The sequence below is a fragment of the Klebsiella sp. F11 genome (assembly GCF_056712265.1).
Window position 1 is genome coordinate 2034310 of sequence record NZ_CM160060.1, and the last position, 21175, is coordinate 2055484.

12 protein-coding genes, 1 tRNA gene, 7 pseudogenes and 1 other annotated feature are annotated in these 21175 nt (G+C 53.1%); of the genes and pseudogenes, 12 read left to right on the forward strand and 8 right to left on the reverse strand.

Features of this window, described 5'->3' with window-relative positions:
* Positions 1-8: 8 nt before the first annotated feature.
* From AC1M2H_RS10010 to AC1M2H_RS10030, 5 genes and pseudogenes are all read left to right on the forward strand, one after another.
* Positions 9-3146 (forward strand): efflux RND transporter permease subunit, encoded by a 3138-nt coding sequence (locus tag AC1M2H_RS10010; RefSeq protein WP_480151262.1) that lies wholly within the window; start codon positions 9-11, stop codon positions 3144-3146.
* A complete protein-coding gene (locus tag AC1M2H_RS10015) occupies positions 3139-4548 on the forward strand; it encodes an efflux transporter outer membrane subunit (protein ID WP_480151263.1) in 1410 nt (469 codons plus the stop codon). The genes AC1M2H_RS10010 and AC1M2H_RS10015 overlap by 8 nt, the downstream gene beginning before the upstream one ends.
* 7 nt (positions 4549-4555) lie before the next feature.
* The gene (locus tag AC1M2H_RS10020; protein ID WP_480151264.1) at positions 4556-5170 is read left to right on the forward strand and encodes a TetR/AcrR family transcriptional regulator; all 615 of its coding nucleotides are present in this window, start codon (positions 4556-4558) and stop codon (positions 5168-5170) included.
* A gap of 83 nt (positions 5171-5253) precedes the next feature.
* Positions 5254-5469 (forward strand): annotated as a pseudogene (locus AC1M2H_RS10025) (transposase); the annotation flags it as partial.
* Positions 5470-5602: 133 nt separating this feature from the next.
* Positions 5603-7033, forward strand: coding sequence for an efflux transporter outer membrane subunit (locus tag AC1M2H_RS10030; protein ID WP_480151265.1), 1431 nt, complete (start codon positions 5603-5605; stop codon positions 7031-7033).
* A 292-nt stretch (positions 7034-7325) separates the two neighbouring features.
* On the opposite strand, the gene AC1M2H_RS10035 is transcribed toward AC1M2H_RS10030, so the two are convergent.
* The 4 genes from AC1M2H_RS10035 to tnpA all read right to left on the reverse strand — a co-directional run bounded on the left by AC1M2H_RS10035 (position 7326) and on the right by tnpA (position 10870).
* Positions 7326-8348 carry an IS110 family RNA-guided transposase gene (locus tag AC1M2H_RS10035; RefSeq protein WP_480151266.1) on the reverse strand — a complete coding sequence of 341 codons (1023 nt, stop codon included), beginning with the start codon at positions 8346-8348 and terminating at the stop codon, positions 7326-7328.
* 138 nt (positions 8349-8486) lie between these two features.
* The gene (tnpC, locus tag AC1M2H_RS10040; RefSeq protein ID WP_480151267.1) at positions 8487-10079 is read right to left on the reverse strand and encodes an IS66 family transposase; all 1593 of its coding nucleotides are present in this window, start codon (positions 10077-10079) and stop codon (positions 8487-8489) included.
* 30 nt (positions 10080-10109) lie between these two features.
* Positions 10110-10460 carry an IS66 family insertion sequence element accessory protein TnpB gene (gene tnpB / locus AC1M2H_RS10045; protein WP_191939720.1) on the reverse strand — a complete coding sequence of 117 codons (351 nt, stop codon included), beginning with the start codon at positions 10458-10460 and terminating at the stop codon, positions 10110-10112.
* Positions 10457-10870, reverse strand: coding sequence for an IS66-like element accessory protein TnpA (gene tnpA / locus AC1M2H_RS10050; protein ID WP_480148419.1), 414 nt, complete (start codon positions 10868-10870; stop codon positions 10457-10459). The genes tnpB and tnpA overlap by 4 nt, the downstream gene beginning before the upstream one ends.
* A gap of 95 nt (positions 10871-10965) precedes the next feature.
* Between tnpA and AC1M2H_RS10055 the strand changes: the two genes are divergently transcribed.
* The 3 genes from AC1M2H_RS10055 to AC1M2H_RS10065 all read left to right on the forward strand — a co-directional run bounded on the left by AC1M2H_RS10055 (position 10966) and on the right by AC1M2H_RS10065 (position 13347).
* A protein-coding gene (locus AC1M2H_RS10055) for an IS5 family transposase (RefSeq protein ID WP_480147878.1) occupies positions 10966-11771 on the forward strand; the annotation gives its coding sequence in 2 pieces (ribosomal slippage) (positions 10966-11316 and positions 11319-11771; 804 coding nt in all).
* A gap of 157 nt (positions 11772-11928) precedes the next feature.
* Entirely contained in the window at positions 11929-12951 is a 1023-nt protein-coding gene (locus AC1M2H_RS10060) for an IS110 family RNA-guided transposase (protein ID WP_480151266.1), read from the forward strand.
* Between the two features lie 336 nt (positions 12952-13287).
* The gene (locus tag AC1M2H_RS10065; RefSeq protein WP_480151899.1) at positions 13288-13347 is read left to right on the forward strand and encodes an IS1-like element transposase; all 60 of its coding nucleotides are present in this window, start codon (positions 13288-13290) and stop codon (positions 13345-13347) included.
* Between the two features lie 137 nt (positions 13348-13484).
* Here the strand turns inward: AC1M2H_RS10065 and AC1M2H_RS10070 are convergent.
* A pseudogene (locus AC1M2H_RS10070) lies at positions 13485-14718 on the reverse strand (IS3 family transposase).
* Positions 14719-14795: 77 nt separating this feature from the next.
* Between AC1M2H_RS10070 and AC1M2H_RS10075 the strand changes: the two are divergent.
* Positions 14796-15629: pseudogene (locus AC1M2H_RS10075) on the forward strand (IS5 family transposase).
* Here the strand turns inward: AC1M2H_RS10075 and AC1M2H_RS10080 are convergent.
* A pseudogene (locus tag AC1M2H_RS10080) lies at positions 15621-16027 on the reverse strand (IS1 family transposase); the annotation flags it as partial. The pseudogenes AC1M2H_RS10075 and AC1M2H_RS10080 overlap by 9 nt on opposite strands.
* Before the next feature lie 310 nt (positions 16028-16337).
* Here AC1M2H_RS10080 and AC1M2H_RS10085 point away from each other — a divergent pair.
* Positions 16338-16412 (forward strand) — tRNA-Asn (locus AC1M2H_RS10085).
* Between the two features lie 1093 nt (positions 16413-17505).
* Here the strand turns inward: AC1M2H_RS10085 and AC1M2H_RS10090 are convergent.
* Both AC1M2H_RS10090 and AC1M2H_RS10095 read right to left on the reverse strand, forming a co-directional pair.
* A protein-coding gene (locus AC1M2H_RS10090) for an IS3 family transposase (protein ID WP_480151852.1) occupies positions 17506-18692 on the reverse strand; the annotation gives its coding sequence in 2 pieces (ribosomal slippage) (positions 17506-18416 and positions 18416-18692; 1188 coding nt in all).
* A gap of 335 nt (positions 18693-19027) precedes the next feature.
* Positions 19028-19420: pseudogene (locus AC1M2H_RS10095) on the reverse strand (transposase); the annotation flags it as partial.
* 43 nt (positions 19421-19463) lie between these two features.
* Here AC1M2H_RS10095 and AC1M2H_RS10100 point away from each other — a divergent pair.
* Positions 19464-20677, forward strand: a pseudogene (locus AC1M2H_RS10100) (IS3 family transposase).
* Positions 19745-19861 (forward strand) — a sequence feature (AL1L pseudoknot). (Overlaps the previous pseudogene by 117 nt.)
* A gap of 210 nt (positions 20678-20887) precedes the next feature.
* Positions 20888-21175, forward strand: a pseudogene (locus tag AC1M2H_RS10105) (DJ-1/PfpI family protein); the annotation flags it as partial.

The following is a 21175-nucleotide window of genomic DNA, read 5'->3' on the forward strand; positions in this document are numbered from 1 at the left end:
AGGACGCCATGTCGAAATTTTTCATTCAACGCCCCGTTTTTGCATGGGTGATCGCCATTCTGATCATGGTGGGCGGGGTAATGGCCATTTCCGGACTGTCGGTTAACCAGTATCCGAATATTGCCCCGCCGGCGGTCTCTGTAACCATTACCTATCCCGGGGCCAGCGCGGCGACGGTGCAGGAAACGGCGGTGCAGGTCATCGAACAGCAACTTACCGGCATCGATAACCTTCGTTACCTGGAATCAACCAGTAACGGCGACGGCAGCGCCACGATCATCGCCACCTTCGATCAGGGTACCGACCCGGATATAGCCCAGGTGCAGGTGCAGAACAAAGTGTCGGTGGCGGAATCCTCACTGCCGGACGAAGTGACCGAGCAGGGGGTGACAGTCGCCAAATATCAGACCAACTTTATGATGGTGCTGGGCCTGGTGTCGAAATCCGGCAAGCTGTCCGACGCCGACCTCGGCGATTTGCTGGTCTCCAAACTGCAGGACCCGGTTGCAAGGACCAAGGGCGTCGGTGACTTTATGGTTATGGGTTCAGAATATGCAATGCGAGTCTGGCTGGACCCGGCCAAACTGTATAAATATGGTTTGCTCCCCAGTGACGTCAGTACGGCTATCAAGAGCCAGAATACCCAGGTATCCTCCGGTAAAGTCGGCGGTCTGCCGACCGCACCCGGAACCCAGGTCAGCGCATCGATTATTGGTAAAACGCGCTTCACCACGGCGGAACAGTTCCGGAACGTCCTGCTGAAGGTTAATCAGGACGGCTCCCAGGTGCGTCTGAAAGACGTCGCCTCGGTGGATCTTGGCCCGTCGGATTACAGTATTTCTTCCACCTTTAATAATAAGCCGTCGGCCGGTATCGCCCTGCGTCTTGCCACCGGAGCCAATATCCTGGAGACGGTGAGTGCCGTAAGCGCAACGGTGGACAGACTCAAAGGTTCATTGCCTGACGATGTCGAGGTTATCCTGCCGTACGATACCTCCCCGGTGGTTAGCGCTTCGATTCATGAAGTCGTAAAAACGCTGATTGAAGCGATCGTTCTGGTCTTCTTCGTGATGCTGCTCTTCCTGCAAAACTTCCGGGCGACGATTATCACCACCATGGTGGTGCCGGTGGTGCTGCTCGGGACTTTCGGTGTGCTTTACGCCTGCGGTTATACGATAAACACGCTAACCATGTTTGGGATGGTGCTGGCTATCGGGCTACTGGTTGATGACGCCATCGTGGTGGTGGAGAACGTCGAAAGGGTGATGGAGGAAGAGCATCTGCCGCCGAAAGAGGCAACCATCAGGTCGATGGGCCAGGTGCAGGGTGCACTGTTCGGCATCGCGATGGTGCTCTCTGCGGTGCTGCTGCCGATGGCCTTTTTCGGCGGTTCCACCGGCATTATTTATCGCCAGTTCTCTGTTACCATCATCTCGGCGATGGTGCTGTCGGTGCTGATGGCTCTGATCTTTACCCCGGCGCTGTGCGCGACCCTCCTCAGGCCCGTCGATCACGAGAAAAAAGGCAGAGGATTCGCCGGCTGGTTTAACCGAAAATTCGACAGCGAAACCATCCGTTATACACGTGGAGTCAGCGGTATTATCCAGCGCCGCGGCCTGTTTATGCTGGCGTATGTGGTGATTGTCGCCTTCACCGGTTACCTGTTTATGAAGCTGCCCTCCACGTTCCTGCCGGACGAAGATCAGGCGGTGTTGATGGTGCAGGCGACGCTGCCGCAGAACGCCTCGGCGGAGCGCACGCAGCAGGTATTGCATGAAATTACCAATTATTATCTGCAGGATGAAAAAGACGCCGTAGATTCCGTCTTCTCGGTTAACGGCTTCAGCTTCGCCGGACGCGGGCAGAACAGTGCGGTTTCCTTCGTGCGTCTGAAGAGCTGGGGAGAGCGTCAGTCGGCAAACCTGAAAGTCGATGCGGTGGCCGGCAGAAGCATGGCCCACTTCGCACAGATGAAAGACGCCAGCGTGATTGCGATGGTGCCGCCGGCGGTGATGGAGCTGGGGAACAGCAGCGGGTTCGATATGTACCTGGAGGACCAGAACAGCCTGGGGCATGAAGCGCTGATGAACGCCATGAACCAGTTCCTGCAGCTGGCTAACCAGGATAAACGGCTGTCGATGGTGCGGCATAACGGCATGGCCGACGAGTCGGAATACCATCTGGTTATCGATGACGAAAAAGCGCAGGCGCTGGGGGTCAGCAGCAGCGATATTGATGACATGCTTTCTACCGCCTGGGGGGCCAGCTACGTCGATCAGTTCCTGTATAACGGCCGCGTTAAGGACGTTTATCTGCAGGGGCGGGCGACCGCGCGCATTACGCCGGACGATCTCGATAAATGGTATGTGAAAAACGATAAGGGCAGCATGGTGCCGTTCTCGGTATTCGGTCACGGCTACTGGTCATACGGCTCTCCGCGCTATGAACGTTTCAACGGCATCTCGGCGGTGAATATCCAGGGCTCGCCGGCCTCCGGCTACAGCAGCGGCGACGCGGTACAGGCGGTGGAAGAGATCGCTAAAAAACTGCCCGCCGGTTTTAAAGTGGAATGGCATGGCCTCTCCTATGAGGAGATGATGTCGGGTTCGCAGACCACCAAACTGTACATGCTGTCGGTGCTGGTGGTCTTCCTGTGTCTGGCGGCGCTGTATGAAAGCTGGTCGGTTCCGTTTTCGGTCATGCTGGTCGTCCCGCTGGGGGTTCTGGGGACGGTCGGCGCCATGGTGCTGCGCGGTCTGCAAAACGATGTCTTCTTCCAGGTCGGGTTGTTGACCACCGTGGGGCTGGCGGCTAAGAACGCCATTCTTATCGTTGAGTTCGCCAAAGATATTCACGAGCGGGACGGCAAAGATATCGTCGTCGCGGCGCTGGACGCGGCAAAACTGCGTATCAGGCCGATCATCATGACCTCGATGGCGTTTATCTTCGGCGTACTGCCGCTGACTATATCCAGCGGAGCCGGCGCGGGCAGCCAGCACTCCATCGGTACCGCGGTGATCGGAGGCATGTTCACCGCGACCTTCCTCGCTATCTTTTTTGTTCCTATGTTCTATGTGCTGGTAATGAATCTCGCACAGCGCGTGACCAGACGTACTGCCGTACCAGAGGCGACTCAAGATGATTAAAATCAAAATACTGACGCTGGCGACACTGCCAGCGTTGATGGCGGGCATGCTGTCCGGTTGTAACCTGGCGCCGCATTATGAACGGCCGAAAGCGCCGGTGGCGGCCAGCTGGAATGCAGAGACGACAGCGGGCTCTCAGGCCCTTGAAATGACCTGGGCCACCTTCTTCACCGATCCGACGTTACAACAACTGATCCGCACCGCGATCGACAATAACCGTGATTTGAAGGTGGCGGCGCTGAACGTTGAATCCGCCCGCGCGCAATACCGCATCTCGAGAGCGGATTTGCTGCCGACGGTAAACGCTAATTTCAGCAAGACGGCGGCGCACCTGCCTGGCAACCTCTACTCCACGCAGGAGACCGGGCCGGTGACCTATCAGCAGTACGAGGGCAATCTGGCGGTCTCCTCTTGGGAGCTGGATTTCTTTGGCCGCCTGCGTAATTTACGCGATAAGGGTCTGGAAACTTTCCTCGCCGAGGAGTCGACTCGGCAGTCGACGCAGCTGTCGCTGGTTGCTGAAGTCGCTCAGGCCTATATCACGCTATGCGCCGACAGCGATTTGCAGCGGCTGGCGGAAACCACCGCGGCCAGTCAGCGCGAATCGCTACAGCTAACGCACGTGAAATTCAGCGCCGGCTCAGTGACCGAGCAGGATGTGCTGCAGGCGCAAACTTCGGTGAAAAGCGCGGAAGCCGATGCGGCGAAATATGAGCGGCAGCGGCGTGAGGACATTAACGCGCTGGAGCTGTTGCTGGGCGCATCGTTGCCGACCGGGATCCCGGCGCAGGCGACACTGAAGAAAGCCTGGGTATTCCCGGGGCTCAGTTCCGGGCTACCATCATCGGTGCTCACGCGCCGGCCCGATATTATCGCCGCCGAACATACGCTTAAAGCGGCTAACGCCAGTATCGGCGCGGCCCGCGCGGCCTTTTTCCCGAGCATCAGCCTGACCGCCTCCGGCGGGACGATGTCCTCAAGTCTGGGACATCTTTTTGAAGACGGGACGGCGGCGTGGAGCTTCGCCCCCTCGATCAGCATCCCTATCTTCAGCGCCGGGGCGCTGAGCGCGGAGCTGGATGTGGCGAAAGTTTCGCAACAGATAGAAGTCGCCAACTATGAAAAAGCGATACAGCAGGCTTTTAAAGAGGCGTCGGATGCTCTGAACGGAGTGGAGACCTATCAGAACGAGGTCAGGTTGCGCGAGGAGAACGCGGCGGTCAATGAGAAATATTATGCGTTGGCTAAACTTCGCTATGACTCCGGCGCAGACGATTATTTACAGGTCCTGACGGCGCAACGCTCGCTGTATTCCGCACAACAGGAGTATGTCACCACGCTGTCCTCTTCACTGGCGGAGAAAATCACGCTCTATAAAGTGCTGGGCGGCGGCTGGAAGTAGTCCCGGTATGAGCGAAAAGGCGTATCGCAGTGGAACCAGAGCCCGGGTAAAACAACAGGCGCGCCGTGCGATGATTATTCGCGTGGCGGAACGCTGTTTTGCTGAAAAGGGGTTGCATGGCGCCTCTGTCGCTGATATTGCGCAGGCAGTTGGCCTCAGCGTGGGCCAGCTGTATCGCGTTTTTACCAGCAAGGAGGAGATTACTGAAGCCATTGTCAGAAAAATTGTGACTATTCGTCTGCGCGGCATGGTTGCCGAGAACCATGACCTCGACCGTAAGGCGGCGTTGCTGTCCGGAATGGATAATCCTGATGAGCAAATGCTGAGTGTGACCACCTTCCTGATGGAAGTCAAAGCCGAGGCGTCGCGGAACCCCCGCCTGCAGTCGGTGCTGAATGAAGCCGATGATCTTTTTAAAAAGGAGGGGCGGCGCTTAATCGCCAGAAGGCACCCGCATATCGCGGCAGAGAAAGCCGCGGCGATCATCGAGTTACTAGCGACCGTGACCGAGGGCGCCGATTTCCGCCGTAAGCTGTCAGTACTGTCGCCGACGGAGAAAAAAGTTCTGGAAGCCTTGTACCGCAAACTATTCCGGCAACTCTTCTGTGCCGACGGGGAATGACGGCTAACGAATCGGCTTGCACTGTGAAAGGGCGCGATGTTAACTGGACTGACCCCACCCCGGTAGACGATCCTGCCCTATAGTACTCAGTATCAACAATTGTCGGCTATCTGAAGGGGAAAAGTGCGATAGCAATAGCCCGGCATTTCGGCAGAGGTAAAAACGTCACCGGCGAGGTGTTCTGGGCCCGGGGATATTTTGTGTCAACCGTTGGTCTGGATGAGGCCATGGCCAGGGCTTACATACGCAATCAGGAACGAGAAGACGAACGATACGACCAGATGAAACTGAACGTATAGCAGCCGCCCTAGGCGGCTCATGGTTTGTCAGCGCCTTTGAGGCGCTCACCCTAAAGCCTCCGGCTCTGCCGGAGGATACTTACAGTTATACATAGAAACGACTGACATTTTCAAAGCGCAAGGTAATTACATAATGAAAATTTATTATCCGGGGAAAAGGCTCACCTTTTCTATTCTGACCACGCTGATATTAAGCAGTTGTACAACGTCCGAAGGTTTAAATACCACAAACAAAATGCTTAATGCAGATGCTTTGCAGGCAAAAGAGACGTTGTCGAAAGTGCTGCTTAGCACGGCCAGATGGCCGCATCGTAATTGGTGGGAGAGTTTTAACGATCCGCAATTGAATGAACTCATTCGCGATGGTCTGGCCTCCAGCCCGAGCTTGCAGGAAGCCAATGCTCGGGCCGACAAAGCCAATGCTTCCGTGGTCAGTGCCAGGGCCGCAGAGATGCCGAGCATCAACATGCATGCCAGCGTGACGCGTTCTCGCGTGGCAAAGGTCGATGATCCGCTGCTTGAAGGTAAACGCTACAGCACCCTGCGCACTACATCACTGGGGACCAGCTATGCGTTAGATTTATGGGGAGGAAAAAAAGCGGTCTGGGAAGCGGCATTAGGCAATGCGAGAGCCAGCGAACTGGATAAACAGGCTGCCGGACTGAGTCTATCGGCAAATATTGCACGTGCATGGAATAGCCTGAATACCGCGTGGAAATTAGAAAAAATCGAAAATACCAATGCCGAACGTCTAAAAAAAATTAGTGATATTCAGCACCAACTCTATCATGGAGGGATGTCACCGGAATATCAATATAAACAAGCGATGGCCAATGATAATGATGGGCAGGTCACCTTATTGCAGACGCAGGAAAATGTCACCATCGCAGGGATTAAATTATCTACACTGGTGGGTAAAGGACCTGATTATTGGCGGCACTTAAAACCTAGTAAAAATACCGTTTCTGCGCACAATACGCTGCCTTCCGCTATTCCAGCAGAACTAGTTGGGCGCAGGCCGGATGTGGTTGCTGCACGCTGGCGTGTTGAGGCGGCGGAAAAACAAATCAAAGTGGCAAAAACCGAATTCTACCCAAACATAAACCTCGTAGCGGAAGCCGGTACGCGTAACTTACTGGGTGATGCATTTGTCGGCGCACCGAGTCAGTTCTTCAATATTGGGCCGACACTCTCGTTACCGATTTTTGATGGCGGTAAACGCCGAGCAGATCTGACCAGTAGTAACGCGGACTGGGATCTGGCTGTCGCGCATTACAACAGCCTGTTGATCTCTTCCATTGGCGACATCAGCACCTCGATTATTAGAATTAAGTCGCTGGAGCAGCAAATTATGCAGACTGAAGAGGCGGATAAACTGGTACACAGTGCCTGGTACAATGTGTCGTCACAGTTTAAAGCAGGCATTCGCCCATGGCTGGATGTGCTGTCGTTACAGGCTCAGTTGCTGGCATCCGATCGTAACGTGGTACAAATGAAAGCCGACATCATGGATCAAAATATCCTGCTGATTGAACAATTGGGTGGCGGGCTGATTACGCAGTAAGGGGTCAGTTTGGCTATAGAGAATTATTGTACTATAAGGGCTTCCCCGGCATGTCAACGCCGGTGTTTACGGTTTCTGTCTGCACTACAGTTAAAAATAAAGGGGAGAGACTGCGGTACTATAAACGGTCATAATGAATCGTTATCGATTCGGACCATGATGAAAGACGCGCGTGAGGTTCTTGTTCGTTAAGCGGATACGTATATCCTGTACAATAGCCAGATAGGCCTCACGGGGTCTAACCCTTTATCATCAACGAATTGCAGAACAGATGGTTATTTTGTTTCGTGCTTTAGCTGGCTGAGTACAGCCTGAAATCATCACCGTAATGCAATGATGCCCAGCACAGCCTTGCGTTTTTGGCGGCGATCGCTACAACGGCACGCCAGTATCCTCTGCGCTCGATCAGTGAACAGACCCAACGACTGAATGAATCAGTCCTTTTCTCCGCCCCGATCAGTACCGAGCGGGCCCCCTGAACCAGAAGTGTTCTCAGATACGAATCGCCAGCTTTCGTTATCCTGCCAAGATTCGACTTTCCGCCGCTGCTGTACTGCGATGGCGTAAGGCCCAGCCAGGCTGCCAGCTGGCGCCCATTCTTAAAATCATGTGCGTTACCGATACTGGCGACCAGCGCACAGGCCGTTGTGGGGCCAACGCCCTTCAATTCCATCAGCCTTTGACTGCGATGATCTGTTTTGGCCATGCGGGACAAAATCCGATCATATTCAGCTATGTTGGCTTCGATGCGAGCAACGTGCTCCAGCAAATCATCAACACATTGCTGAACCTGAAGTGGTAAAGAATCTTTCTGTGCAGAAACCATGTGTCGCAGGGAATCTGTACTTTGTGGCGCGATGACGCCGAATTCAGATATCAATCCTCGCAGGCGATTATACGTTGCTGTTTTCTCTTCGATAAATCCCTGACGGGTGCGGTGTAGGCATTGCATCGCCTGCTGGCTCTCATCCTTCACGGGTACAAACCGCATATGCGGGCGACGAACTGCTTCACAGATAGCCTGTGCATCAGCTGCATCATTTTTGCCTGATTTACCGGCCATGCGGTAAGGAGATACAAATTTAGCAGCCATCAGACGTGGTTCATGACCATATTGCCGGAACAGTCTTGCCCAGTAGTGAGCCCCGGAGCATGCCTCCATCCCGATAACACAGGGAGGTAAACTGGCAATCAGCTCAGGAAGGGCAGCACGCGATACTTTGGGTTTAACCAGAACAGTTTTACCATGCTGGTCAACGCAGTGAACAGCGAACACATTTTTAGCAAGATCAATACCGACAGTCGTGATGGTCATAACGAATCCCTCCGGGGCTGTGTTTACCCCATGATTGCACAAGAGTTAATCAGGTGCATATCCAGGGGAAGTCCCTTCCATTCGTTAAGCGCATTATTTAACCAATCCGTAAGCGTTCAGCGAGTGCCGTATTGACGGCTATTTATTGGTGAGATCCACGTTCCAGGGCAGAAGTTCAGCCACTTTGTTGCTGGGCCACTCCGGCAGAACGCTCAGGATATGGCGTAGGTAAGCCTCCGGGTCGATGCCATTCAGCCTGCACGTACCGATCAGACCGTACAGCAGGGCTCCACGCTCACCACCGTGATCGCTCCCGAAGAAGATATAATTTTTCTTGCCAAGGCAGACAGCTCGCAGCGCGCGTTCTGCCACCTTGTTATCAGGCTCTGCCAGGCCATCATCGCAGTAGTAGCACAGCGCATCCCACTGGTTCAGGGCATATGCGAACGCCTCCCCCAGCCGGGATTTTTTCGACAGCGTTGCGCTTTTCTCCTCCAACCACACATGCAGGGATGCCAGCAGCGGCTTACTCCGGGACTGCCTGGCTGCCAGCCGCTCAGTTGCCGGGAGGCCGCGTATTTCCTCTTCTACCGCGTACAGTTCACCGATACGTTTCAGGGCTTCCTCTGCTGTGACCGTCTGAGTACTTATATAGACGTCGTGGATTTTTCGGCGCGCGTGAGCCCAGCAGGCTGCTTCTGTTAGCGGGCCGCCGTCACGCTCTGCACTGAACAACCTGTCGTAACCAGCGAAGGCATCGGCCTGCAGAACGCTATGGTAATGGCGAAGATGTTGTTGAGGATGTTTCCCCTGCCGATCCGGCGAGAAGGCGAACCACGCTGCGGGCGGGTCTGACGACCCCGCGTTCCGGTCATTGCGAACGTACGTCCAGATGCGCCCGGTTTTCGTCTTCTTTCTGCCCGGTGCCAGTACCGGCACCGGAGTGTCATCCGTATGCAGTTTGCGGCAGTCCATCACGTAGCGGTAAAGAGCCTCATCCAGCGGGACCATCAACCGGCAACAGGCATCCACCCAGTTGGAGAGCAGAGCCCGGCTCAGATCCACGCCCTGACGGGCAAAGATTTCGCACTGGCGATATAGCGGCAGGTGTTCACAGTATTTGGCCGTTAACACCCGGGCCAGCAGACCCGGACCGGCGATACCCCGATCGATAGGGCGTGATGGCGCAGGCGCTTCAACGATGCAGTCGCATCGGGTGCAGGCCTTTTTCACCCTGACCGTGCGGATCACTTTCAGAGCGCTGGAGACCAGCTCCAGTTGCTCTGCGCTGACTTCTCTGAGGTATGCCATATCGCTGCCGCAGTCCGGACAGCAGGTTTCGGCGGGCTCCAGCCTGTTTATTTCGCGTGGAAGATGGTCAGGCAGAGGACGGCGATGGCGCGACTGTCGAAGCTGACGCGGAACCTGCTGATCGTTATCCCGGCCGTTGTAACGATCGCTTTGCTGCTCCTGCTGTTTCAGCAGGGCTTCGGCGTCTTCAACCTGTCGGCGAAGTTTTTCGGAGCGGGTACCGAACAGCATCCGCCGTAGTTTTTCTATCTGTGCCCGCAGATGCTCTATTTCGCGCTCTTCGTTCTCTATTTTCTCTTCTGCGCGGGCCAGCGCAGAACGCAGGAACGACTCAGTCTCTGCAACGAGGCTGAGCCGACTGTCTTTCTGGCGAAGCGCGTCTTCCAGCGCGGCGATACGGGCGATATAGTCCTGACTCATGACCTCATTTATAATGCGGTCATGCTCTTTTTACAACATTGTCAGTGAGTTAAGTCGGGCTGTTTTTGGCTGACGCCAGTCCAGCTTATCGAGGAGCATGGCGAGTTGTGAGCGGGTGATGGCGATTTTACCCTCGCGTACAGCAGGCCAGATGAACTGGCCTTCCTCCAGCCGTTTGGTAAACAGGCACAGACCGTCAGCATCAGCCCAGAGGATCTTCACGGTGTCACCTTTGCGGCCACGGAAGATAAACAGGTGCCCGGAGAACGGATTTTCATCAAGTGCATGCTGTACCAGCTCGCCCAGTCCATTGAACGATTTACGCATATCCGTGACGCCAGCAACCAGCCAGATACGGGTGCCTGACGGGAGGGATATCATTGGCTTCTCCCGGTCAGCTCGCGGAGCAGCACGGCCAGCAACTCCGGTGACGGGTTCTCAAGCGTCATTTTGCCGTGGCGGAACTCGACGCAACAGGAGGAGGCGTTCAGCGCTGAGAACTGAGCTGGCTCAGTGTTCATCCTGCCAGATGGAGTCGGATCAGGTACAACCTCAACAGGTAGTATCGTTGGTAGTGATGAAGTCACTACGGTAGCCGGAAGGCGGCGCGATATGCGGCCTTCATTCTGCCAGAGCCGCAGCCATTTGAAGATGACGTTATCATTAACGCCGTTTTCACGGGCAATCTGAGCAACGCAGGCGCCGGGACGGGAAGCCAGTTCAACCATACGGAGCTTGAAGTCATTCGAATAATTCTTGCGGGGTTCTTTTCGCCAGTATTGGGATTCCATACTTAGATGTCCGTCTGTAACAGGTGGGCGTCTAAGAGCCTATCCCAAAAGGAATTATCGTATAATACGTTACGGTAATTTCTGAGGGGGAATGTATGGCGGGTAGCAAGTGGCAGATCAGCGACGAACTATGGGAAAAAATGGCTCCACTCATCCCGGAGCATAAAACCAGCCACCCACTGGGGACTCATCGTAGACGCGTTGATAACCGTGCTGCCATGGATGCCATATTCTTCGTCCTCAGGACCGGTTGCCAGTGGAACGCCCTGAACGCCACCGGGATATGTTCATCGAGTTCTGCACACCGACGCTTCCAGGAATGGCGCGATGCGGGAGTCTTCGAACGCTTCTGGCAGAACGGTTTGCTTGCCTGCGAACATCTGGACGGCATTGACTGGTCCTGGCTGTCGATGGACGGCTGTATGACCAAATCGCCATTGTCAGGAACAAAAAAACAGGCCGTAATCCCACGGACAGAGGGAAACAAGGCGTAAAGCGTAGCCTGCTGACAGACGCCAACGGGCTTCCTCTGTCGCTGGTTGTTGCAGCAGCGAACACGCACGATATCAAACTGGTTGCAGATACGCTCGATGCACTTCAGACGGGGCGTCCGGGGCAAAAACTCAGACTCTGCCTGGACAAAGGTTACGAAGCTGGCTGGCTGAAAACGTATCTACAGAGCCGCCGCTACGAGCCGCATATCCAGTCCCGTAAAGAGGAGTCTGATGCAGGTAAAAACACCGACTTCAAAGCCCATCGCTGGGTTGTCGAGAGGACTCATAGCTGGATGAATCGCTTTCGCCGGGTTCTGACCCGATGGGAAAAGAAGGCCGAAAATTACGAGGCCATGTTGCATTTTGCCTGCGGCATCATTGTCTGGAACAAAATCCTATTGGGATAGGCTCTTAAAATGCCGTATAGCGCTGGAGTACACCCTATTGCTATAGGTAAGCCTGTTCAAAAAACAGGCTTAACGAATGGAAGGGACTTCCCCTGGATATGCACCTGATTAACTCTTGTGCAATCATGGGGTAAACACAGCCCCGGAGGGATTCGTTATGACCATCACGACTGTCGGTATTGATCTTGCTAAAAATGTGTTCGCTGTTCACTGCGTTGACCAGCATGGTAAAACTGTTCTGGTTAAACCCAAAGTATCGCGTGCTGCCCTTCCTGAGCTGATTGCCAGTTTACCTCCCTGTGTTATCGGGATGGAGGCATGCTCCGGGGCTCACTACTGGGCAAGACTGTTCCGGCAATATGGTCATGAACCACGTCTGATGGCTGCTAAATTTGTATCTCCTTACCGCATGGCCGGTAAATCAGGCAAAAATGATGCAGCTGATGCACAGGCTATCTGTGAAGCAGTTCGTCGCCCGCATATGCGGTTTGTACCCGTGAAGGATGAGAGCCAGCAGGCGATGCAATGCCTACACCGCACCCGTCAGGGATTTATCGAAGAGAAAACAGCAACGTATAATCGCCTGCGAGGATTGATATCTGAATTCGGCGTCATCGCGCCACAAAGTACAGATTCCCTGCGACACATGGTTTCTGCACAGAAAGATTCTTTACCACTTCAGGTTCAGCAATGTGTTGATGATTTGCTGGAGCACGTTGCTCGCATCGAAGCCAACATAGCTGAATATGATCGGATTTTGTCCCGCATGGCCAAAACAGATCATCGCAGTCAAAGGCTGATGGAATTGAAGGGCGTTGGCCCCACAACGGCCTGTGCGCTGGTCGCCAGTATCGGTAACGCACATGATTTTAAGAATGGGCGCCAGCTGGCAGCCTGGCTGGGCCTTACGCCATCGCAGTACAGCAGCGGCGGAAAGTCGAATCTTGGCAGGATAACGAAAGCTGGCGATTCGTATCTGAGAACACTTCTGGTTCAGGGGGCCCGCTCGGTACTGATCGGGGCGGAGAAAAGGACTGATTCATTCAGTCGTTGGGTCTGTTCACTGATCGAGCGCAGAGGATACTGGCGTGCCGTTGTAGCGATCGCCGCCAAAAACGCAAGGCTGTGCTGGGCATCATTGCATTACGGTGATGATTTCAGGCTGTACTCAGCCAGCTAAAGCACGAAACAAAATAACCATCTGTTCTGCAATTCGTTGATGATAAAGGGTTAGACCCCGTGAGGCCTATCTGGCTATTGTACAGGATATACGTATCCGCTTAACGAACAAGAACCTCACGCGCGTCTTTCATCATGGTCCGAATCGATAACGATTCATTATGACCGTTTATAGTACCGCAGTCTCTCCCCTTTATTTTTAACTGTAGTGCAGACAGAAACCGTAAACACCGGCGTTGACATGCCGGGGAAGCCCTTATAGTACAAAAATTTCCGATCTCCAAACTGACCCCAACTGGCACACAACGGTGCCGGAGTCCGGGATACCGCCAGAGTTCTGAAGGTCGGTATCAATACCGCCATACGGACGTTAAAAAGCTCTCGCCGTCCCGGATAACCGCTTCACCTGTCGCTCATGCCGATGTGGCACTCATCTGCGAGCTTGATGAGCAGTGGGGGCTACGACAGTTCGACCGTACAGGATGTGATGCTGAGAGCGGTGGAAAAGCGCTTCGGCAACAGGTGGTTTGGCCCCTATATTTCCATACACTTTTTATCACTTAACCCATTACTGGTTCGCCGCCGCAGATATTCCCGAGGCGAGCGATACCCCAGTGCACTATGCGGATGCCATTCGTTGTAATGTTCGAAGGCCTCCGCAAGGTTCTTTACCGCTGTTAACCCATCGGGTTTCGGCATGATACTGATGTAGTCGCGCTTCATCGTTTTGACGAAGCTCTCTGCCATCCCATTGCTTTCCGGGCTGCGTACTGCCGTATGTTTAGGCTCAAGTCCTACCATTCTGGCGAACCTATGTGTCTGATAAGACCGGTTGGCTGAACCGTTATCCGTCAGCCACTCAACAGGTGATGCAGGCAGACTGCTACCGAAGCGGCGTTCCACCGCACCCAGCATCACATCCTGAACCGTTTCGCTGTCATATCCACCGGTACTGGCCGCCCAGTGCAGGGCTTCACGATCGCAGCAATCCAGCGCGAACGTTACCCGCAGTTTTTCGCCATTATCACAGTTGAACTCGAAGCCGTCAGAGCACCACCGCTGGTTACTTTCCCCGACGGCTACCTTACCTGTATGGGCCCGTTTCGAGGGCGGTATTGCAGGTTTACGCTCAAGCAACAGCTCATTCTGACGCATGATGCGGTATACGCGTTTGGCGTTAATAACGGTCATGTCGTCAGTTTCTGATTGTCTGCGCAGCAGTGCCCACACCCGACGATAACCATACGTTGGCAGATCGCTGAGAACGGTATAGATACGGTCCAGCGCTTCAGTATCATCAGGCTTGCGCTTGCCTCGACGATCCTGCCAGTCCTTCGACCGACGGGCCATGGCATGTAGTTGCGCACGTGACACCTGGAGGCAACGACTGACAAGGCTTATTCGCCATCCTCCGGCAACAAGGGCACGTGCGCTATCCACTTTTTTTGTCGGCCATATTCAACGGCTTCTTTCAGCAGCTCATTTTCCATTGTCTTCTTGCCCAGCAGGCGCTGTAGCTCTTTGATTTGCTTCATCGCAGAGGCCAGCTCCGACGCGGGTAAAACCTGTTCACCAGCGGCAACGGCAACGGCAGTGAGGCTGCCTTCCTGATACTGCTACGCCACAGGAACAGCTGACTGGCAGCAACGCCATGCTGACGGGCGACCAGCGACACGGTCATTCCGGGTTCAAAGCTCTGCTGAACGATGGAGATTTTTTCCTGAACGCTGCGCCGTCTGCGCTTCTCTGGGCCTAAAACATCAATCATCGGGACTCCAACGACTAGGCTGTGCCCCTTAATCTCCTGAGCTATAGTAACTGTCTGTTACCACAACACATTGAACTATGGCTCGCTGCGAACTCCCCGATGAAGCATGGGCTCTCATCCAGCCACTATTACCTGCTTAACCAGCAATACCAAGGGCCGGACGTCCATGGGCAGAACATCGTATGATCATCAAAGGCATGTTCTGGGTGCTGTGTTCAGGCGCATCCTGGCGCGATTTGCCTGAGCGATATGGTTCATGGAAGACCGTTTACAACCGTTTTAACCGATGGTCAAAGTCAGGGGTAATTAACAAAGTTACTATCATCTCTTGACGCTCGTGGCCTTGTTGACTGGTCAGCGACGGCGCTGGATGGCAGTAATATCCGGGCGCTCAGATGTGCCGCCGGCGCACAAAAAAACATCCCGATATCACCGGAGATAACAGCCTGGGTCGCTCTCGCGGTGGTTTTGGCACCAAAATCCATCTGGCGACAGACGCAAGCGGCCTGCCATTAAACATCGTGCTGATTCCCGGCCAGGCCCATGAAAGCCAGTTCGCACAACGTCTTCTGGATGGCATTGGTGTTCAGCGGCAGAACGGCAGCCTGAAGCGACGTGGTCATACCGTACTGGCTGATAAAGGCTACTCCGGACATGCGTTACGTAACGAGCTGAAAAGCAAGGGTATAAAAACTGTCATCCCCCGCAAATCAAATGAGAAAATGGCCTCGGATGGTCGCTCACAACTCGACCGTGATGCTTACCGCAATCGCAACGTAGTTGAACGTTGCTTTGGTCGCCTGAAAGAATATCGTCGCATTGCCACACGCTACGATAAAACGGTGAGGAATTATCTGGCGAGGGTGAAACTGGGATGCATCCGACTGTTTTACAAAAGGTTATGCAATTAAGGGACACAGCCTAGTTTTGTAAGCATACCAGAGCCAGTGCTGGCGGGCTTTACTGCCAACAAACCCCCACTGCTCATCAAGCTCACAGATGAGTGCCACATCGGCATAAGCGACAGGAGAAGCGGTTATCCGGGACGGCGAGAGCTTTTTAATGTCCGTATGACGGTATTGATACCGACCTTAAGAACTCTGGCGGTATCGCGGACTCCGCCACCGTTGTGTGCCAGTTCAACTATCTGTTCTTTTACGCCGGGTTTTCTGGCTTCATAGGTATAAGCCAGCTGGAAAACGCGGCGACACGAGCGGCAAAGAAAGCGCTCGTGCCCGGAACAGCTGTGCCCATGGCGATAATCAGAGTCGGAATGGCAGCGAGGACAATGAACAGTAATGGAAGACATAGAAAACCCTAAATACCAGTAGCATATCATGGTTTTCTAGCGATTGAAGGCATTACCCAATAACCATACGAACGGCCCGCTGACGAATCTCAGGGGAAAAGCGAGTATTTTTAGTCATCCTGTTTACCTCTCTCTAGGAGTTTATTCTCCAGGATTCCCGGGGCGGTTCAGTATGCGATCTTGGCAATACAAAACCAGTTGATTGCAAAGACATCAGAGCTTCAGAGTTAGAGATCAATTCACTTCATAGAAAGTGATCCAATGAATAAATACAAAGCCCGAGGTTAAAGCCTTGGGTTTTTTCATTTCAGGGTCAGAAGCACAGCGGTTGTGCGTTCGGCTGTTAACCGAATGGTCGAAGGTTCGAATCCTTCCTGTCCCGCCAGTTTTGAAGCCCATCAAAATCTATTAGATTAATTTTAGGAAAATATGAAGAAAACACGCACGCTGACATGCCAATTGTGGTGGTTACTTATTCCATCGCGCTGCATAATTTATTCAAGTTTTCTTCATTTTATCCCAAAGTTTTATAGGTAAATTGCCCATGTTCCTGGTTTTCCCAGAGAGCATCATTCCTAACAATATCTTTTCCCCCTTTCAACCCATAAGGAAGGGGGTTTTTTATTAACCAATAGTTGGTTCCGCGAAGTGATGTTTAGCCCAGACGGGCCAGTGGCCTGAAATAGCATTCAGTGCTAAAGAAACTGGTCAAATTTTGATTGATACAAATGCAAAAATTAATATGATTTGTGTGTGGTGAATCCCCCTAAGCGGAGGGCGCATCAGCAGACTTTGTTCTAAACCTACATAGTCATTATCAGTCGCAGCGGAACACTGTTGCTGAGCAGTGTTCACCGGGAGGCACCCGGCACACACGCACATAACGCACGCTACTCAAAAGGCCCACTCCGGTGGGCCTTTTTTTGACAAAAAAAGCCTGCTACATGAGCAGGCTAAAACAATGCTCAATCAAATTGGACAAATCTTTGCTTTTACAACAAACAGCCTCATAAATTTAACTACACCCATGAAGATTCATTAACCATAAAATGTGAATGGTTATGTTTTTTTGGGTATTTAGTGCTCCTCCCGATAATCAATGTGCATAAAAAAAACCTTGTCGGCCTGAGCTGGCAAGGGGTTTTTTGGGAAGGAGTGACTCTTGTATTTTTACAACCGTGATAAGTATAGTCAAAAAAAAAGCCCGTATCAGAGAATCGGGCGAAGGAGCATTACAGCAATTAAATAAGGAAATACCTAATGCAACAAAAGTATAGCACATAGTTCACATATGTAAAATTCTGTCGATACCTCATCGAACGGGGGCATGTTTTCAGTCCCTCAACCCTGCATGAACTGCGCGCATTTCTTCACTGTAGTGGTTGAATAATCAGGACACTAAACTTACATCCAAAACGGAGGTGTTTATTGAACCAGAAACGAAGATTTACCCCTGAGTTTAAAAAGGAATGATCTGGTCAAGTTAAACAGGACACTTTTTTCTCAGCCATCTGTTCATATCGCACTGGCGATAAATACCCATTCGAAGCATGGTTTCTGTCAAGATTGTAATAACGCATATAGTCTGCAACATCACGTTTCATACCTGCCCGCGTCTGCTGCGGGATCAACAGCACCCATTCATGTTTCAAACTGCCCCAAAAACGCTCCATTACCGCGTTATCCCAGCAGGCGCCAACATCTCCCATGCTGCTTCTGAGTCCGTAACTGGTTAACTGCGTTTGGAAGCGCTTGCTGGTATACTGCGCTCCACGATCGGTATGGACGACCAGCCCTGTCGGTGGATTGCGCAGGTTGTAAGCCTGCATGAGAGCCCGGCAAACCAGCGACGATGTCATTCTCTTGTCAATGTGCCAACCGACGATCCGGCGGGAATATAAATCCATGATCGCAGCCAGGTACAACCAGCCTTCACCCGTTTTCAGATACGTAATATCACTCACCCATATCTGGTCCGGTCCGGGAGGATTGAAGTTCTGATTCAACAGATTTGGTGCAAAATCAGCCCCTTTCTTCGGTTTCGTTGTGACCTTCCAGGCACGGCGTTGCCGGCAGAGAAGTCCCTCTTCGCTCATGATTTTTCTAACGCGCCAACGACTTATGGTGACGCCTTCTTCACGGAGCTTTTTAACCAGCGTTCGGCTCCCGGCACTTTCCCGACTGGCAGAGAATAACGCCTTGAGCATCACCCTGACTGCGGTATCTTTCGACGGGCAGGCTATCGGCTTTTTTCGCCAGGCATACCATGCGGACGGGCTAATGCGCATCACGCGACAAAGCGTCCGTAGCCTGTAATTACCTGCGTTATCGAGGATAAACTGGTATCTCACGACATGTGCTTCGCAAAGAAGGCGCTCGCCTTTTTTAATATTTCCTTCTCAATGCGTAACTCTTTGTTTTCTAGACGTAGCCTTCGGAGTTCAGCTTGTTCATCTTCACTAAGCGGACTTTCATGGCGCTGGCGCGCGGCGGCGACCCAACTGCGCAATGTTTTGGCGCTGATCCCCAAAGAAGTTGCGGCACGCGCAATGGAGTAATTTTGCGTCAGCACCAGGGCCACCGTTTCCTTCTTAAATTCTGGCGTAAACTTTCGCTTCTGATTCACTAAACACCTCCATTTTGGATGTAAGTTTAGTGTCCTGATTATTCGACCACAGCAGAAGCGGTTGCTCTGGTGACGGAGCAGAGCGGCTGCCTCGCTGAGGATTAGCTCTAAAACCCTGCATACATGGTTCACGCTGGCTCGGGAGCTGCATAACGAGGTGCTCAGCGATGATGAGCGAGCAGAACTAAAGCTGTTACGAAAATAAATCAAAGAGTTACTCCTTGATGGTTAGCGATTTGGAAAAGCGTTTTAAAACATCTCTGACCATGAACAGGGTCGTCAGGAGAGCAGTAATGGCGTGCGGTGGGGGAACTAATGATGAAAAAAACACCTTTTGACTGATCTTTAACCTGAAGTGCGTTTTTCAGACGCACTTATCCTGCAGCCTGTGACAGAAGCCATCGTTTCCGGTCGATGTTATACAGCCTTTCCGTCACTAACACCTGTGCCTGTCTTCCCGCCTGCGCGCTGACAAAGCGCAGCCGGTCGCCGCACAGAATGCATTTGTACGGATCCGTGCGCAGGAACGCTTTCATCAGCGCGGCGAAGCCGGGCTTATCCGGTTTATTCCTCGCTTCCATCTCCAGGGCCTCATACACCTTCAGCACCAGCGTGCCCCGTTTACAGCTGGATAAAAATCCGTAATACCGCACCATTTTAAAATACTTTTCCGGCACGTGGCTGATATAGCGTCCAATCATCTCTTCCTGCGACAGCGTCTGCTGCCGGTGCCGCTGTGTCCGGTGGTCGAAATAGTGAACCGCCCCGGGAATCTTGGAGACTAAACTCTTTGAGAGAGAGGTAAACAGGATGACTAAAAATACACGTTTTTCCCCTGAGGTCCGCCAGCGGGCCGTCCGCATGGTTCTGGAAAGCCTGGCCAGTTACGATTCACAGTGGGCTGCACTCAGCTCCATTGCCCCGAAGATTGGCTGTACGCCTGAGACCCTGCGTACCTGGCTGCGTCAGTATGAGCGCGATGCCGGTGCAGGTGACGGCGGACTCACCACCGCTGAACGCCGGCGCCTGAAAGAGCTGGAGCGTGAGAACCGTGAGCTGCGGCGCAGCAACGACATCCTGCGCCAGGCCTCAGCGTATTTTGCGAAGGCGGAGTTCGACCGCCTGTGGAAAAAATAGCGCCCCTGGTGGATACCCTGCGCAGTGAACACGGGGTCGGACCGGTATGCCATGAACTGGATATCGCCCCGTCAACGTATTACCGGCAACAGCAGCACCAGCGCTGCCCGGAAAAACTCAGTCAGCGGGAACAGCGTGACGACCTTCTGAAGGGAGAGATACATCGCGTGTACGATGAAAACCACAGTGTATATGGCGTCCGTAAGGTCTGGCGTCAGTTGCTCCGGGAGAACATCAACGTGGCCCGATGCACGGTATCTCGGCTGATTAAGGCGATGGGGCTTGCCGGTGTTCGTCGGAGTAAAAAAGTGCGTACCACGGTCAGCCGTAAGGCTGAGGCCGCACATGACAGGGTAAACCGCCAGTTCGTGGCTGAACGTCCCGACCAGCTGTGGGTGGCAGACTTCACCTGTGTCAGCACCTGGAGGGGTTCGCTTACGTGGCGTTTATTATGGACGTGTTCGCAGGCCGCATCGTGGGCTGGCAGGTATCGTCGTCAATGGAAAACACGTTCGTGCTGGACGCACTGGAGCAGGCGCTGTGGTCCCGGCGCCCCAGCAGCACCATCCATCACTCAGATAAAGGGTCTCAGTACGTATCACTGGCGTACACGCAGCGGCTTAAGGACGCGGAGTTACTGGCATCGACGGGCAGTACGGGCGACTCGTACGACAATGCGATGGCGGAGAGCATCAACGGGCTTTATAAAGCGGAGGTCATACACAGGCAGAGCTGGAAGACCCGATCAGAGGTGGAGCTTGCCACGCTGACGTGGGTGGCTTGGTATAACAACCGCCGGCTTGCTGGAAAGGCTGGGTCACATCCCGCCAGCAGAAGCGGAACGGGCATATTATGCTTCCATCGGGAATAGGGATCTGTCAGCCTGAGTTCACAGGTAAAATACTCTCGAGGAAAACCGGGGCGGTTCATTTCACCATTAGTCATCTTGGTTCGGACTGGTAATAAAATTCTTAATGCTACTGAAATACAGCTTGATTAAGCATGGTCTTCAGTAGGCGCACATCTATTCGTTCAACAAGAGGTTGCCTTTGTTGAAGGAAAAGACATTATATCACTTTTAAGTGAAAAGGGCATTTATGATTGATTCTGCATGCACATCAATCGGGCTGATCCTGTTTCCAGCTCTCACTCAGCTTGATCTTACCGGCCCTTATGAAGTTTTCGTAAGAGCGCCAAACACAAAGGTTCATCTCATCTGGAAAAACCTGGACCTCGTGGTTTCTGAACGAGGTATAGCTATACAGCCAACAACCACATTCAACGCATGTCCCGAACTGGATGTAATTTGTGTCCCGGGTGGTCCAGGGCAGATAAACCTGATGGAGGACGAAGAAGTCCTTTCGTTTATCCGGACTCAAAGTAAA